At 31.5% G+C, this 15,715-nt stretch carries 15 protein-coding genes and 2 tRNA genes; 4 read left to right on the plus strand and 13 right to left on the minus strand.

The features are described 5' to 3' along the window. Nucleotides 1-196: 196 nt before the first annotated feature. The 11 genes from WNY78_RS13440 to WNY78_RS13490 all read right to left on the minus strand — a co-directional run bounded on the left by WNY78_RS13440 (nucleotide 197) and on the right by WNY78_RS13490 (nucleotide 11,437). Nucleotides 197-3,043 (minus strand): insulinase family protein, encoded by a 2,847-nt coding sequence (locus WNY78_RS13440; protein ID WP_342873725.1) that lies wholly within the window; start codon nucleotides 3,041-3,043, stop codon nucleotides 197-199. Between the two features lie 154 nt (nucleotides 3,044-3,197). Then, on the minus strand, nucleotides 3,198-3,596 hold the full coding sequence (locus WNY78_RS13445) for a hypothetical protein (protein ID WP_342873726.1): 399 nt from the start codon (nucleotides 3,594-3,596) through the stop codon (nucleotides 3,198-3,200). A gap of 155 nt (nucleotides 3,597-3,751) precedes the next feature. Continuing rightward, nucleotides 3,752-4,141, minus strand: coding sequence for a hypothetical protein (locus WNY78_RS13450; RefSeq protein ID WP_342873727.1), 390 nt, complete (start codon nucleotides 4,139-4,141; stop codon nucleotides 3,752-3,754). Next, entirely contained in the window at nucleotides 4,134-6,260 is a 2,127-nt protein-coding gene (gene scpA, locus WNY78_RS13455; protein WP_342873786.1) for a methylmalonyl-CoA mutase, read from the minus strand. The genes WNY78_RS13450 and scpA overlap by 8 nt, the downstream gene beginning before the upstream one ends. After that, nucleotides 6,257-6,865, minus strand: a complete 609-nt coding sequence (locus WNY78_RS13460; protein WP_342873728.1) for a hypothetical protein — start codon at nucleotides 6,863-6,865, stop codon at nucleotides 6,257-6,259. The genes scpA and WNY78_RS13460 overlap by 4 nt, the downstream gene beginning before the upstream one ends. A gap of 4 nt (nucleotides 6,866-6,869) precedes the next feature. Beyond that, nucleotides 6,870-7,538, minus strand: coding sequence for a hypothetical protein (locus tag WNY78_RS13465; RefSeq protein ID WP_342873729.1), 669 nt, complete (start codon nucleotides 7,536-7,538; stop codon nucleotides 6,870-6,872). A 7-nt stretch (nucleotides 7,539-7,545) separates the two neighbouring features. Next, nucleotides 7,546-8,922: a methylmalonyl-CoA mutase subunit beta gene (locus WNY78_RS13470; RefSeq protein ID WP_342873730.1), complete on the minus strand. Its 1,377-nt coding sequence runs from the start codon at nucleotides 8,920-8,922 to the stop codon at nucleotides 7,546-7,548. After that, nucleotides 8,915-9,184 carry a septum formation initiator family protein gene (locus tag WNY78_RS13475; RefSeq protein ID WP_342873731.1) on the minus strand — a complete coding sequence of 90 codons (270 nt, stop codon included), beginning with the start codon at nucleotides 9,182-9,184 and terminating at the stop codon, nucleotides 8,915-8,917. The genes WNY78_RS13470 and WNY78_RS13475 overlap by 8 nt, the downstream gene beginning before the upstream one ends. A gap of 35 nt (nucleotides 9,185-9,219) precedes the next feature. Continuing rightward, entirely contained in the window at nucleotides 9,220-9,828 is a 609-nt protein-coding gene (gene udk / locus WNY78_RS13480) for a uridine kinase (protein WP_342873732.1), read from the minus strand. 50 nt (nucleotides 9,829-9,878) lie between these two features. After that, nucleotides 9,879-10,331 carry a cytochrome c gene (locus tag WNY78_RS13485; protein WP_342873733.1) on the minus strand — a complete coding sequence of 151 codons (453 nt, stop codon included), beginning with the start codon at nucleotides 10,329-10,331 and terminating at the stop codon, nucleotides 9,879-9,881. Next, the gene (locus WNY78_RS13490) at nucleotides 10,331-11,437 is read right to left on the minus strand and encodes a PQQ-dependent sugar dehydrogenase (RefSeq protein WP_342873734.1); all 1,107 of its coding nucleotides are present in this window, start codon (nucleotides 11,435-11,437) and stop codon (nucleotides 10,331-10,333) included. Before WNY78_RS13490 ends, WNY78_RS13485 begins: the two co-directional genes overlap by 1 nt. A gap of 123 nt (nucleotides 11,438-11,560) precedes the next feature. Here WNY78_RS13490 and WNY78_RS13495 point away from each other — a divergent pair. The 4 genes from WNY78_RS13495 (at nucleotide 11,561) to WNY78_RS13510 (ending at nucleotide 13,442) form a co-directional block, all read left to right on the plus strand. Next, a tRNA-Pro gene (locus WNY78_RS13495) sits at nucleotides 11,561-11,635 on the plus strand. Nucleotides 11,636-11,645: 10 nt separating this feature from the next. Beyond that, nucleotides 11,646-11,719 (plus strand) — tRNA-Arg (locus WNY78_RS13500). Between the two features lie 204 nt (nucleotides 11,720-11,923). Next, complete coding sequence (locus WNY78_RS13505) at nucleotides 11,924-12,706, plus strand: hypothetical protein (RefSeq protein ID WP_342873735.1); 783 nt, start codon at nucleotides 11,924-11,926, stop codon at nucleotides 12,704-12,706. Nucleotides 12,707-13,019: 313 nt separating this feature from the next. Further along, the gene (locus WNY78_RS13510; RefSeq protein WP_342873736.1) at nucleotides 13,020-13,442 is read left to right on the plus strand and encodes a hypothetical protein; all 423 of its coding nucleotides are present in this window, start codon (nucleotides 13,020-13,022) and stop codon (nucleotides 13,440-13,442) included. Here WNY78_RS13510 and WNY78_RS13515 read toward each other — a convergent pair. Then, nucleotides 13,437-14,621: a class I SAM-dependent methyltransferase gene (locus tag WNY78_RS13515; protein WP_342873737.1), complete on the minus strand. Its 1,185-nt coding sequence runs from the start codon at nucleotides 14,619-14,621 to the stop codon at nucleotides 13,437-13,439. The two genes, WNY78_RS13510 and WNY78_RS13515, sit on opposite strands and share 6 nt — an antisense overlap. Before the next feature lie 4 nt (nucleotides 14,622-14,625). Continuing rightward, nucleotides 14,626-15,714, minus strand: coding sequence for an AI-2E family transporter (locus WNY78_RS13520; RefSeq protein WP_342873738.1), 1,089 nt, complete (start codon nucleotides 15,712-15,714; stop codon nucleotides 14,626-14,628). Nucleotide 15,715 lies beyond the last annotated feature (1 nt).

Here is a 15,715-nt window from a genome sequence, read left to right on the forward strand (position 1 = left end):
ACAAAAACTAAAAACTTCTAATTTTCGCTTAAATCTTAAAAGATTAAATAAGCTCATGTGAGATTTAAATTTTCTCCAGCGTAAAAATACGATTATTTGTGAGTTTTGGAAATTGAAGTTGTTAACAGTTTGTTACATTGTGTTGCATAAAAAAAGCAGCTCTTTCGAACTGCTTTTAATGTTTTCTTCGGAAATTTTATAATTTTTCCGGATTATGAATTCCTATAATATAATCTCCATCTAAATATTTTTTAGCGACTTGTTGAAGGTATTCAGTCGTTAATTTCTGAACATTTTCTTCAAAATCTAAAATTTTATTTGGATCGTTCTTTTGGTAATCTGCATTTTTAAGATGGCTTAACCATGTACGATTGGTTTTCATATCTTCTTTGTGATCTAAGATATAAGATTCTTTAACCTTATCTAAATCCTTTTGTGTTGGACCATCATTAACTAGTTTAGCAACTTCTGCCAATGCTGCTTTTTTAAGTTTGTCAACATTTTCTGGTCCACAAGGGAAACTAATATTAAAACGGTACCATCCATAAGGCATTTTACTGATATTTCCTCTAGCTCCAGCTCCATAAACACCACCTTCTTCTTCACGCAATTGCTCAATGAGTTTAATTGTTAAGATTTCACCCAATGTTTTCATAGCAAAATCTTCTTTTGCATCATAGTCTGTTGGTCCATGATATGTGATACGTACAGCACTTTTTGGATCTGTGCCTTTTTCTATAATTTTTTCGTGCTGTCCTGTAAGTGGTCTAAAATCTGACTCCACATACATTTCATTTGAATTTTTTCCTGGAAGACTAGCTAAATATGTACTTGCATATTCAACCAATTGTTTTTCATTAATATTTCCGACGAAATAAAAGTGAAAATCTCCAGCATCTTCAAAACGTTCTTGATATTTTTTATACGCTAAATCATAATCTGCCTCATCCATTTTTTCTGGTGTAGGGAATCCTGTATATCTAGGGTTTTCTCCATACATAAATTCTCCCATTTTTACAGAAAAGTACGTCTGCGGATTTGACATCATATTACCTAAAAAGGATTTTTGCTTTTCTAGATATGAGTTAAATGCCTTATCATCTTTGTTTAACGCTGTAAAATACAAATGCACCATTTGAAAAAGACTCTCTAAATCTTTTGGTGTCGCAGAACCAGACATATTTTCACTGTATGTACCAATACTAGGTCTCACATAGACTATTTTACCAGACATCATTTTGTCCATTTGTGTTTTGTCAAACCCGTTGATTCCAGCTTCGGTTAATCCTCCATTTGCATTAACAGTTGCTTTGTAATCGTCAATAGAATATAACGACGTACCACCATAACTAAAGGCGTCAAAGAGGATTTCATCGTTTTTAAAGTCGGTTACTTTATAGGTTAATTTCGCACCATTACTTAAAGTTAAGGTAGTTGTTCCTAATTTGTCATTAGTTTTATAATCTGTAATTGTACCAGCTTTAGGCATGGTTGTTATTAAAGACGCAGCAACTTCTTCATCTACGTAAGGTTCTAGTTTTTTGTTTCCAACGTCGTTAAGAACTTCTGTTATTTGAGCCTCAGTGACTTTAGTTAAACCCTCTTTTTCAGGACCAGTTAAGATGACCACACGATTTTCATCTCTAATATAATCGTCAACAAGTGCATTGACTTCGCTTAGAGAAATTGTTGGAAGTTGTTTTTGGTAAAAATCAAATTCCCAATCAATACCAGGCATTGGTTCTTCTGAAAGAAAGTTTCTAACATATTCTCCAATAATTCTATTAGATTCCATTTTGTCTTTATCCTTGAATGATTTTTCCATTCTAGCCAAAATATCTTTTTTAGCACGTTCAAATTCACCTTCAAAAAAACCATGTTGCTTTACGCGTTGGTTTTCTTCTAATAAGGTTTTGAAAGCGTTTAATTGTCCGTCCTCTTTAGTCATAGCAACACTTTGGTAAGCTTCTTTGCTTTTGACATATGTACCACCATGATAGCTATATCCAAATACAAAAGGAGGTTTTTCTCCATTTGTTAATTCTTGTAAACGATTATTAAGCATTTGAGAAAATAACCCTTCTACAATAGATTTTCTGTACTGAGCAAGTGTTTTATCTGGAGTAGCATTATCTTCATCTTTAAACATAACTTGTACTTGAGAGAAGGATGCTTCTTTATCAGATTCTATAGCAACAAAGGTTTCTTTGTGGTTTGGCAAGTCATATTCTGGTCGAGGTTTAGGGTTTTCTGGCATTTTAATATTTCCGAAGTGCTCTTTAATTTTTGCTTCTAAAGTTGCCACATCAACATCACCAACTGCCATTACAGACATTAAATCTGGTCTATACCAATCTTTATAAAAGCGTCTTAAGCTTTCGTATTTAAAGTTTTCAAGGTTTTCTTTTGTACCTATTGGAAGACGATCTGCATATCTAGACCCATAAAGCATTTTAGGTAAATATTCTTGCATCATACGCTCGTTTGCACCTTTGCCTAAACGATATTCTTCTAGTACAACACCACGTTCGTTATCAATTTCCTCATCTGTTAATAAGGCATTGTGAGCCCAATCTTCTAAGATTTGGAATCCTTTCTCTAATTTTTCTGGATCTTCACTTGGGATTGGGAGAATATAAACTGTTTCATCAAAACTTGTGTACGCATTAAGATGCGCTCCAAATTTGACTCCAATACTTTGAAGGTAATCTACAAGTTCATTCTTTTTAAAGTTTTTGGTTCCGTTAAAGTTCATATGTTCCATAAAGTGAGCAAGACCAAGTTGATCTTCATCTTCGAGAATAGAACCTGCTTTTATTACGAGTCGTAATTCTACTTTGTTTTCTGGTTTTCCGTTATTTTTGATGTAATAGGTAAGGCCATTACTCAATACACCTTTTTTTACTTCTGGATTAAAAGGAATGTTTTCTGTTGCCGATATGTCTTTTGTTTTCAATTTAACATCTTGAGCAAAGTTCCCAAGTGAGAAAAAGAAGATCAAAATAACACTCAGCATTTTAATAGTTGATGGTTTTTGATTCATGAGTTTGTTTTTTGTGATTAGTATTAAATGAATAAATATAAAAGTACAACTAAGTATTTAGTTTTAAATTGTATGTCGTACTAATTTTCTTATAATTTGTACTAATTTAAAAAAACATAGCGTTGGGACTTAGAGTTTTAACAGGTTTTAACTATTAATGATTTTGTAGTTGTTTCAATTCACGAATCAATTTTTCTAATTCCTTTTCTGGCATTTTTGTGACGCACACAATTTCATTATCTGCGTTAAAGTCTTCAATAACAAGTGTGTAATTGTTGTCTTCTAAATAACCTATTGGATTTTTAGCAAAGTTAATCGTGTTAAACGTTTCTGTTTTTACGCCATCTTTAAACCAGCTGTAATTAGCAAGGTAAGTGCATTGGTTTTTTGAGAATACGAGTTCTTCTTTTCCATAGGTATTCCAAAGCGAAACACGTAAAAGATAGAAACTTAAAAGACTAAAGATGAAAATTGTTACAAAAAATCCTGCATGAATTCCTTTTCCTTCGGAAATGTAACTTATCATACCTACAATTGGTAAAATAAATAACATGAAACTAAAAATAAACATCAGTACTCTAACGAAGATGGGAGAGGGTTTAACGTGTAATGTAAGTTTGTTGTTTTCTAATGTGTAGTGGTTATGTTTCAATGAAATTTTAAATAAAAAAGAAGGTTTTAAATAGAGTAGATGTAATGAAGCAAAGTCTATATTTTAGGTTTGAAAACTAATTTTTGCTTGGCTTGATTTCGTGAGAGTATGATACTGTTTTCTTCTAAGCTATGAATGATCCATTTATTTTCACCTCTACTGTCTTTTGTTTGAATCACATTATCTTTAAGTTGCCATGTACCTTCCAGATCCATAATAAAACTAAATGTATAGGTAAAGTCTTTGTTAAGTAAAAGATAGGTGCCTTCCAACATGGATAGTGTTTCTTCTAATTCTTCTGTACTTACATTTGGATTTATAATATTAATTACTTCCCATTTTTTTGAGAGGTTTTCGATATTAATTTCTAATTCTTTAGTGTTTTGTGCATACAGAGTATTTGCACTTATAAATAAAATTAGTACGAGTTTTATAGATTTATTCATCAATAAGTATTTCTAAAATTTTAATAGCTGCATCACTAATTTTAGTTCCAGGACCAAAAACAGCAACAGCTCCAGCATCAAATAAATATTGATAATCTTGCTTAGGAATCACACCTCCAACGATGACCATGATGTCATCACGACCATATTTTTTTAGCTCTTCAATAACTTGAGGTACAAGAGTCTTATGTCCTGCAGCTAAAGAAGATACACCTAGAATGTGAACATCATTTTCTACAGCTTGTTTAGCCGCTTCTTTTGGTGTTTGAAAGAGTGGACCAATGTCAACATCAAAGCCTACATCTGCATAACCAGTAGCCACAACTTTGGCTCCACGATCATGACCATCTTGTCCCATTTTAGCAATCATTATTCGCGGTCTACGACCTTCTTGCTCAGCAAATTTATCTGCGAGTTCTCTTGCTTTTTGGAAACTACTATCGTCTTTTATTTCTTTACTATACACGCCAGAAAATGTTTTTATTTGTGCTTTATAACGTCCAAACACGTCTTCAAGAGCATCACTAATTTCTCCTAAAGTTGCACGCTCTCTTGCTGCATTTACAGCTAAAGCTAATAAATTTCCTTGTTTTGAGCGAGCAGCTTCGGTTAATTTTGATAAAGCTTCAGTAACAGCCTTTGTATTTCTTGTAGATTTAATATGCTCTAAGCGCTTTATTTGCCCTAGTCTTACCGTTTGATTATCGACTTCTAATGTAGAAATAGGATCTTCTTCCTCTAAACGGTATTTGTTAACACCAACAATAACATCTTGATTAGAATCTATTCGTGCTTGCTTTCTAGCAGCAGCTTCTTCTATTCGTAATTTTGGAATACCAGCTTCTATGGCTTTAGTCATTCCGCCAAGCTCTTCAACTTCTTCAATTAGAGTCCACGCTTTTTGAGTAATATCATGTGTGAGTTTTTCTACGTAATAACTTCCTGCCCACGGATCAACTGTTTTGGTGATGCCTGTTTCGGCTTGTAAAAATATTTGTGTGTTTCTTGCGATACGTGCAGAAAAATCTGTTGGCAACGCAATTGCTTCATCTAGCGCATTGGTATGTAAACTTTGTGTACCTCCAAAAGCAGCTGCAGCAGCTTCAATTGTTGTCCTTGCTACATTGTTAAATGGATCTTGTTCTGTTAAACTCCATCCTGAGGTTTGGCAATGTGTACGTAGTGCTAATGATTTTTGATTTTTAGGATTAAATTGACTTACTAGTTTTGCCCATAACATTCTAGCAGCTCTCATTTTTGCTATTTCCATGAAATGATTCATTCCAATAGCCCAAAAGAAAGATAATCTAGGAGCGAAGGTGTCAATATCCATTCCTGCTTCTAATCCTTTTTTTATGTATTCTAGTCCGTCAGCCAAAGTATAAGCCAATTCAATATCACAAGTTGCACCAGCTTCTTGCATGTGATATCCTGAAATACTAATACTATTGAATTTTGGCATATTCTTGCTCGTGTATTCAAAAATATCAGATATGATTTTCATGGAAGGTGTAGGAGGATAGATGTATGTGTTTCTCACCATAAACTCCTTAAGAATATCGTTTTGAATAGTTCCTGCTAAATCTTTTGTGTCAACACCTTGCTCTTCCGCAGCAACAATATAAAATGCCATAATTGGTAATACTGCTCCATTCATGGTCATTGAAACCGACATTTTATCTAGTGGAATCTGATCAAAGAGAATTTTCATATCCTCAACCGAATCTATAGCAACACCAGCTTTACCAACATCACCAACAACGCGTTCGTGATCACTATCATAGCCACGATGTGTTGCTAAGTCAAATGCTACAGAGAGTCCTTTTTGTCCTGCTGCAAGATTTCTTCTGTAGAAAGCGTTACTGTCTTCTGCAGTAGAAAAACCTGCATATTGCCTAATCGTCCAAGGTCTACGAACATACATTGTAGAATAAGGTCCACGTAGGTTTGGTGCAATTCCTGCTACAAAATTTATATGCTCTACATTAGCAATGTCATCTTTAGAGTAGGAGGATTGGATATCAATATCTTCAGCAGTTTTAAAAGTCTTTTTTTGTTTTGACTTTTGATCTTCAGAATTTGATTTTATGGTTATATGTTGGATGTTTTTACGCATTATTTAACGACTATTTTTTCAATAAATGAATTGTAATTTTTATTACTATTAGAAAAAATGCTAATAGAAAATGTCTTATAATTTGATGAAATGATATACATTGTATTGTAACTATTATAAGCTTTTCCGTCTGTAACCTTATATGATGCCTTAAACACTTTTGTTTTGGTAAGTCCAGAATAACCAGCATTTAATTTTTCGCAATTCATATTTAGCATTTCAGCATAACTGCTACAATCATTGGACATCATTGCTAATAAATATGAAGATTCTTCCTTCGTAAAATTAACATACTCGCCCATTTTTACACTAATTAGAGTAGAAGAGGCTAGATCTTTAAAATAATAAATATTGCCTTTTGAAAACTTCAAATAGTCAAAACGTGTTTGTTCTATTCTCTTTTGTTCAGAATCTGGCATTTTATCAATTGCAGACTTATACTCATTTTCAGAAAATTCTCTAAAATAAGCTGGAAGAAAAACATCAATATTATCTTTATCTAAAGCAAAATATTCTCCTGGAACGTCAGTTCGTTCTTTGGGTTGTTTTGTTTCTTCACAGGTTAAAAGTAAAGAAGCTAAACATAAGAATATTAAGCTTAATTTCATTTATTTAATGGTTATGACCATCATGATTGTTGTGGTCTTCCTCTGAATTCATCTCGCCTGTACTTTCTGCATTGGCACTCAAATCTTTATCGTAAATTTTTCCGTAGAACAACTCTAAAGCGACATATGTTGCTAAATACTTGTCGTCTTTCATGCCAAAAGTTTTACGTTTTAGTTGATCACCAAACATTCTTAAACTCATACTATTGGTTTCAACCAAAGCACTAAATGTTTTTTGTAATTGCTCGTCTTTGATATTCTCACCAATACATTTAAATATAGGATGACTAAAATTTACTTTACTACCATCAGGATTTGTAGTCCATAACGTTTTGTCTTGTTTTAGAGCTTCTAATACTTTTTTAGAATGCGCTGAAACCATCTTTGAATAATCTGCTTTTCCAGCAATTGCTTGACTTACAAATAAACTATAGGCACGTGAGAGAATAGGTTTTCCTGGTGTGTAAAAGTTTGCTAAATCTTCTTCAAAAGATTGCATCGCTTCTTGATATAAACCATTATCTAAACCTTCGCAGTCCACAAGTTTTTGAACACTTGGAAATTTGTAGTCAAAATCTACAATTTGAGATTGGCTTTGTTTTTCTGTTTTAGCATCCTCTTTACAGTTAAAAAGGCATAAACAAAGGGCAACTAATGCTAATTTGAATTTCATGATTGTATTATTTTTCGGTTGATTTTTCTTTATGTAATCGTTGTTGTTCTATAGTTTCAGCTAATCGCTTTTCTATAATTGGCTCTATTAATGTTTTTACCGGATTCATTTTTACAAATGGATATAACTCCAAATTGTCTTTCATTTTATCATGCGGATTTGGGTGTTTGTTTGTACCCAATAACGTAATTTCTCCAGCGTCAAATTGAGCTTGTTCTTTTGTAGCGCTCTCTTTAATTTTTTTCTGAATAGTGCCAACTTTTAGCTGTGATAAAAATCCGCCATTGGCTTCAATATCCTTAAATAACTCCAAAGTTTTATCGCATAATTGAGTTGTTAAAGATTCTATGTAGTACGCTCCATCTGCAGGATTGTCAACTTTGTCAAAATAACTTTCTTCTTTTAAAACAAGTAATTGGTTTCTAGAAATACGCTCGCCAAACTCATTGTTTTTGTGGTAAATAGCATCGTAAGCTAAATTTGTAATGGTGTTTGCACCACCTAAAATGGCACTCATACATTCTGTTGTTGTGCGTAATAAATTGGTGTTATAATCGTAAATGGTTTTATTACGTTTTGTAGGTGTAACATTAATTTTACAATTAGTATTAAATCCATAGTCACTAGAGAGCGTTTGAAACAAAATTCGTAATGCTCTTAGTTTTGCAATTTCAAAAAAGTAGTTTGTACCTACGGAAATGTTAATGACAACCTCAAGTTTTTCTTTTGTAGAATCCTCTAAAAATGAATTAAAATGATTGAAGTATTCATTTATATGTGCTAAGCTATATGCAAGTTGTTGTACCATGTTTGCACCAGCATTTTGATATAAACTAGCATTAACAGTAATAGTATTGGTATGTTTTACTATAGTTTCAAACTGTTTGTGATCTTCTTTAAGGTTGTTGAACCAATTTCCGGTTTTAGCTAACTGACCAATAATATCGGTTTGGATTTCTACGGAAAGTTCTGTTGGAATAGCTTTAATATATTCCGAAGATAAGAAAAGCAATTTGAAAGTAATTGGAGTAGAAGACGTGTCTATGTTTTTTAAAAGGTCTTTTGTGGATATGTCTTCTGAAGGAATAATAAATTCTATAGTTTCTGCACCTCTAGAAATCGCGTCAATTGCTTTTGCATTAGACTTTTCGGTATGTGCAACATAAATAGATTGACAAATTTTAAATTCGGTAGCTTTTGATAAAGGCGAATTAGGTTTTGTGTCTGGTTCGTCTTCATGATAAAAGGGTTTGACGTCAATCCCTTCATTGGTGTGCCAAATTAAGGTGTTGTTGTAATCTGCACCTTTTAAATCAACTTGGATTTTTTGTTTCCATTGTTTAGAAGATACTTTGGTAAAATTATTAAATAGTATTTTACTCATCTTTCTTTTCTAATTTTAAGCTGTCTTCATATTCAATGATGTAAATATCTTCATTTTCTTTCTTCATGTAATATTTTTCTCGAGCTAGTTTTTCAATACCATCTTCTGTGCTTAGTTCTTTTATTGCTTTTTTATCTTTTTCTATTTCATTTTTATAATATGCTTTCTCGTCCTCTAAATCTGTTATATCTTGATTGAGTTCACGATGAATTAAAAGTGAATTAGAATCAATAAACAGCATCCAGATCGCAAAAACGAACAATACAATTATGAATATGTTTCTAAACTTTTTGATATCTAACTTAGTTTTTCATTAATGATAGTCTTAACGATATTTACTGCTACAGTATTATATTTATTGTTTGGTATGATAATATCTGCATATTCTTTCATGGGTTCAATAAATTGCTGATGCATTGGTTTTAACGTTGTTTGGTAGCGAGTTAAAACTTCATCTATATCACGTCCACGTTCTGTTATGTCACGTTTTAATCGTCTAATTAAACGCTCATCACTATCTGCGTGAACAAAAATTTTAATATCAAACATTTTACGTAATTCTGGATGTGTAAGTATTAAAATACCTTCAACTATCATAACTTTTCTAGGGTGAGTATGTATAGTATCTCCTGTACGATTATGTTTCACAAATGAATATACGGGTTGATCTATTGTATTACCAGCTTTTAGTTCTCTTAAGTGTTCTTCCAATAATTCAAAATCTATAGATCTTGGATGGTCAAAATTAATTTTAATACGTTGATCGTAACTTAAGTGTGATGTATCCATGTAATATGAATCTTGAGAGATAATCCCAACTTCACCCTCAGGTAATTCGTTAAGTATTTGATTTACAACGGTTGTTTTTCCACAACCAGTTCCACCAGCAATTCCTATAATAAGCATATGTTAAAGACTAATATTGAGTCAACAAATTTAATAATAATGATGTAAAATCAAGGTTCAATTTTCGAAACTTCATCTGCAGTTGTAAACATATCATTAGTATTGCCCCAACTGTTTGTTATAAAGTTCATTACATCTGCAATTTCTTGGTCTTCTAAACCTAGAGGAGACATGACACTATTGTATTTTTGACCATTTACAGTAATCTCACCAGATTGTCCATATTTGATAGCTTTTAAACTTTTTTCACGATTGTTCATTAGAAAATCTGAACTAGCCAAAGGCGGAAATGCCTTAGGCACACCTTTTCCATTTGGCATGTGGCATGACACACAAAAGTCATTATAGATAGCTTCTCCACGGACCATACTTTCTTTTAACTTTGGGTTTTGCTGATTTATTTTTTCTTCGGAACTATTAACTATTGAAAGTTCTTTCTTTTTTTCCGAAGAATTACAAGACACAAATAAGAGTGTCATTAATGCTACAAAAGTTATTCTCATTAGTCTGTTTTAATAAGTTTTACGATTCCTAAATTTTCTATACCAACATAAATATAGCCGTCAGGTCCTTGATTTATGGATCTCACACGACCTAAACCATCCAAAAGACGTTCTTCTTTTATGACTTTACCATCTTTGATATAACAATTATCTAAATACTGAAACTTTAAAGAGCCAACTAATAAATTGTTTTCCCATCCTTTATATTTATCGCTTGAAATGAACTCCATTCCACTAGGTGCGATTGAAGGAGTCCAATAATGTAAAGGTTGTTCCATTCCTGATTTTGCTGTTTCATCGGTAATTTTTGTCCCAATATAATTGATACCATAAGTTATTACAGGCCACCCATAATTTAATCCAGGCTTTATGATATTAATTTCATCTCCACCTTTTGGGCCATGCTCATGCGTCCAGATTTCTCTTGTTTCTGGATGTATGACCATGCCTTGAGGATTCCTATGACCATATGAGTAAATAGCTGTTTTGGCATTTTCTTTGTCTACAAATGGATTGTCTGTTGGTATAGTACCATCTTCATTTAACCGATATACTTTTCCACCATCACGAGTGATATCTTGTGGGTTTTCATCACGGTTTCCTCGTTCACCAATTGTAAAATACAAGTAACCGTTATCATCAAAAACAATTCTAGACCCAAAATGCTGACCTTTAGTTGTATTTGGAGTTGCTTTATAGAGTACTTTCTTTTCTATTAAAGAATCATTAACAAGTTTTGCTCTCATTAAAGCAGTGTGACCACCTTTGTCTTTACCTTCAGATGAAGAGTAAGTTAAATAAATCCATCCATTGTCCTCAAATTTAGGATGCAGTTTAATATCTAATAATCCACCTTGCCCACGATTGTAAACTTTTGGGACTCCTTTTAATTCTGTTTTAATTCCGTTTTCAAAACGAATAATTCTACCTTCTTTTTCATTAATAAGCATAGAACCATCTGGTAAAAAATCAAATCCCCAAGGGTTAATTAATTCTGAAACAACTAGTTCATAGGAGTGTTCCTTATTAATTGGATTTTTATCTTGTGCACAAGCAACAAAACTCAATAAGCCACTAATAATTAAAGTTTGCATTAGAAATTTCATGAAAATAAATTTTATGTATAAATTTAATAATAAAAGTTGTCAATTTTTAAAGAAAAGATATATATTTGCACCTCGAAATTTTGAGAGTTTTATATTATTCTTGAAATATTAGATAACCAAATTCGGGGTGTAGCGTAGCCCGGTTATCGCGCCACGTTTGGGACGTGGAGGCCGCAGGTTCGAATCCTGCCACCCCGACTTTTATTGAGGGCTCTTAGCTCAGCTGGATAGAGCACCTCCCTTCTAAGGAGGCGGTCGAAGGTTCGAATCCTTCAGGGCTCACAAAAAGTCTTACCTTAATTGGTAAGACTTTTTTGTTTTATAATGTGTTAGAACTTTCTTATTTAGTAATATATAAGTATTTAATATTATTTATTAGATAATCCATGTGATATTTGTTAAAATATTTAACAATAGGCATAATTATTGATGTATATTAATTAGATTTAAAGAATGGTTCTTTAAATAAACTAACACCAAATAATTATGAAAAAATCACTTTTATTAATTGCAATTGTAACAATTGTAACAGTTGGAACTGCTCAATCAGGAGTAGGAGTTATGCCTGTTGAACAGCCAATTTCTGCTTGTGCTGCAGCTGGTTGTTATGATCAAGTAGGAGTTGGTCAGAATTACGATTACAACAATGTATATTCTGCAAGTAGAGCAATTAGTTTCCCTGAGACCGAAGCTAATAAACAAATAATAAATGATTTTCAAACAGCTTCAATAGATGTTTTGGGACAATCAAAAGTATATCTAACAAGATATAATCCTATATCTAATCAGATTGAAATTAAAGGAGAAGATGATATTATTTACAATATTAATAGGATAAAAAATGTTAAAATTACATTTACTAATACAAATGAATCTTATAAAGCAGTTGTCTATAAAAACCAATTTGGACAACAAATGATTGATTATTTTAGTATTCCTAATGGTAATGATCTGCTTTTAAAAAGAATTTCCTATACTTATGTTAAGGCTAAGGTTGCTAAAACTAGTTATGATAAGTCGAAACCTTCATATTATAAGGAAAGAGTCAATTATTTTTATGTTGATAATAAAGATAATTTAATAGCACTATCTACAAAAAGAAAAGATATCAAAAATTTATATAAGAAAAATTCTGATGAAATACTTACTTATATCAAATCTCAAAAAATTGATGACTCTAAAGAATTAGATCTTTTAAAATTAGCAACTTACTTAAAAAACATTCAGTCTGTTAATAATCAAGAAACTAGAATAGTTAAGAGTAGATAATATAGTAGTGACAGACTATAATTAGTTAATTATAATCTATTATTTCACTAATGTTTAAAGTTATAATACCAATTAGCAGTGATGTTAATTGGTGTTTTTTTTTTGAGATTGTCTCAGCTTTCGGATAGTACATAGAGAAAGTATTATTAAAGATTAATATATTGGTTTACAGTAAAACACAGATGTAGTTCATCGGTTTAATTAATAAAAAAGTGTATTTCATCGAATAATTTGTATATTTAATCGATAAAGTAGCTTGTATTATTTAATATTAGCCATATCTTTGTCTTGAATTTCATTAAACCCCAAATCGATGAAAAACCTACTTAAAAATGCAATTGCATGCGCAATTGTTATGTCTACGCTTTTTAATTGTTCAAATGAATCAATTGAAAATGAGCAATTAGAAGAATCTCTTCTAGTTACTCCTAATGCACAAACAGATTGTCTTAATCAAGATCCTCAAGCTAGGATTACTAATAATGGAACTATTTCTATTACGTTACAAATTGTATCCACTGATGGTACAGTTTTACATACTGTAGAAAATATTGCTCCAGGTAATGCTTCTGGGTTTTTAACTTTTGCTCCTGATGACATTATTTTTAATATTTCTAAAAATACAACAGGAATCCAAGATGATAAAGTTGTGTATACAATGGATCAATGCATGAGTTATGATATGTCAATTGGAGCTGATAACTATTTAGTTTCTGGTTCTCCAGATAACTTATAAGTCAGTTTTAGTACAAACAATCATTATTTTATTGTTAAGATAGTTGGTCGTAAAAAAGATATAGGTGCTTCCTCCATCTTTTATATGATGTTTCTTTCGGATTTGTTGAACAGTCTCAGGAAAATTTCTAATTGTAATATTCGCTTTTGAAATATTAAGCGCTTTTATATTTTTTTTATTATAATCAATTATTGATTCAATTTTAAAAGATCTTCCAGGGAAAACTAATAACTCATTGCTTGTATATAAATGTGAGTGTTGATGTAATTTTGTAACGTTTAATTGCTCTGAAACACTATTGAAAGCACCAGATTTTAGAATAGCAACATTAGGCTCGTATAAATAGTTTAAAGGATTACCATAGGTAACATTACTTAGCGGTTCATCCTTTAATTTAAATATGAAATTTTCTAAATTGTTGTCTAATATATTTACGGTTTTGATGGTGATATCACCATCAAAACCATTTTCTAATATCCAAATAAGTTCCTTTACTTCATTTTTAAGAGCAATAACATGAATGTCTTTGACATGTTTCAATTCATTTATACCAATAGTTAAGTCTAATAAAGGAGAGGTTTTAATTGCAATGTTATTCGTGTATTTAAATAATGAATCTATGTGAAGAGGAACATTAGGTAAACAATCTTTTAGGAAAAAGACTTTTCCTTTACTGTCATGTCTTCTAGAAGGGTCTATGTAAATCCAATCATAGGTATCTTCTTTTGAGAGCAAATAATGAATTCCATCTAGACTAATTGTTTTTACATTGTCAACATGGAGTTGGGAATAATTATAATTTACTATTGCAGATAAGTTTTCATCAATCTCGCAATGGGTTACATTTTCAAATTTCTTAGAAAAATAGAAACAATCCACACCAAAACCGCCAGTAATATCAATAATTGATCTCCCTTTAAATAATTGGGATTTGTACTTGGCTGTAATTTCAGATGATGTTTGTTCTATATTTAACTTGTTTGGGTAGTATATCTTTTCCGAAGAAAACCAAGTAGGAAGCTTCTTTTTACATTTGACTTTAGCTTCAATTTGTTCAATAATTTCTTTTGTTGATACCGTTTTGAAATTGGTGCCTTTTAATAAAATCTTTGACACTTCTTCTGTAAGATTATTAGAAATAAACTCTTGGATGTCGTTATTTAAAATTTCAGTATTCAAAAAATTATAATCCTTGGGTTAGCTTCTTGACCATTTTATTATCTGATAAAAACTCTTTTAAAATCACTTTAATAACAGTATAAAATGGTACAGCGACTATCATTCCAACAACTCCAAAGAGAAGTCCAGCAATAATAATAATTAAGAAAATTTCTAAAGGATGAGATTTCACACTCTTAGAAAATATATAAGGCTGACTAAAGAAATTATCAACCAATTGCGCAATTGCAATAACAATAAATGTATATAAAAGTTTAGGTAAAACAACGTCACTAAAGCTCTCGCCTAGATTATTAGTCATGACTAAAAGCATCATTAGAACGCCTCCAATCAATGGTCCTAAATAAGGGATTAGATTTATTAGCGCACACAAAAAGGCTATAACTACTGCATTTTCAACGCCAATAATTAACAATCCTATGGTGTAAATAACGAATAGAATAAATATTTGAAAGAATAACCCAACAAAATAACGAGATAATAAATCTGAAATTTTAGAAATCGAACGTTTTGTTTTTGACTCTTTTGTATTTGGCACAAAAGTCATTATACCTTGCTGAAATAAGTTGCTATCTTTCAAAAAGAAAAAAGCTATAAACAACACAGACATCAAACCAATACTAAAAGATCCCAGTCCAGATACAAGGCTGTTGAGAAAATTTGGTATGATGCTGTAATCCATATTTGACAAAATTTTAGATTCTTTAATCGCTTGTTCTGCGTCAATATGGTTGAGTTCTAAATAACTTATCGTTTCAGCATATAAAGACTCAATATTGGTTTTAAGTTGATCTATATCTAATAATGATAAATTTTGACCTTGCTCTACTAAAAGAGGAATTAATAAACTTACAATACCTGCAAAAATGCCTATTATAAACAGCATTGTTGCAACAACAGCTATAGTGTTATTGAATTTTAATCGTCGTCTTAAAAACAAAACTATTGGTCTTCCAATAAGAGAAATTACACCTGCAATAAGGATGTAAACAATAACAGATTGTATTTCGTATAAAAAATATAAAACTAGCGCAATGGCAACTATTACGCCAACTGCTCTTAATATTCCATGTGCTATAATTTTAGAATTCATG

This window comes from Psychroserpens sp. AS72, assembly GCF_038900375.1.
Classification (GTDB): domain Bacteria; phylum Bacteroidota; class Bacteroidia; order Flavobacteriales; family Flavobacteriaceae; genus Psychroserpens.

What these genes read in the sequence shown, in the direction of transcription:
- WNY78_RS13510 (WP_342873736.1), top strand. Translation starts at nt 13,020, where the DNA reads ATGAAAAACCTACTTAAAAATGCAATTGCATGCGCAATTGTTATGTCT.
- WNY78_RS13460 (WP_342873728.1), bottom strand. Translation starts at nt 6,865, where the DNA reads ATGAAATTAAGCTTAATATTCTTATGTTTAGCTTCTTTACTTTTAACC.
- WNY78_RS13440 (WP_342873725.1), bottom strand. Translation starts at nt 3,043, where the DNA reads ATGAATCAAAAACCATCAACTATTAAAATGCTGAGTGTTATTTTGATC.
- WNY78_RS13505 (WP_342873735.1), top strand. Translation starts at nt 11,924, where the DNA reads ATGAAAAAATCACTTTTATTAATTGCAATTGTAACAATTGTAACAGTT.
- WNY78_RS13490 (WP_342873734.1), bottom strand. Translation starts at nt 11,437, where the DNA reads ATGAAATTTCTAATGCAAACTTTAATTATTAGTGGCTTATTGAGTTTT.
- WNY78_RS13520 (WP_342873738.1), bottom strand. Translation starts at nt 15,714, where the DNA reads ATGAATTCTAAAATTATAGCACATGGAATATTAAGAGCAGTTGGCGTA.
- udk (WP_342873732.1), bottom strand. Translation starts at nt 9,828, where the DNA reads ATGCTTATTATAGGAATTGCTGGTGGAACTGGTTGTGGAAAAACAACC.
- WNY78_RS13445 (WP_342873726.1), bottom strand. Translation starts at nt 3,596, where the DNA reads ATGTTATTTATTTTACCAATTGTAGGTATGATAAGTTACATTTCCGAA.
- WNY78_RS13485 (WP_342873733.1), bottom strand. Translation starts at nt 10,331, where the DNA reads ATGAGAATAACTTTTGTAGCATTAATGACACTCTTATTTGTGTCTTGT.
- WNY78_RS13470 (WP_342873730.1), bottom strand. Translation starts at nt 8,922, where the DNA reads ATGAGTAAAATACTATTTAATAATTTTACCAAAGTATCTTCTAAACAA.
- WNY78_RS13450 (WP_342873727.1), bottom strand. Translation starts at nt 4,141, where the DNA reads ATGAATAAATCTATAAAACTCGTACTAATTTTATTTATAAGTGCAAAT.
- WNY78_RS13465 (WP_342873729.1), bottom strand. Translation starts at nt 7,538, where the DNA reads ATGAAATTCAAATTAGCATTAGTTGCCCTTTGTTTATGCCTTTTTAAC.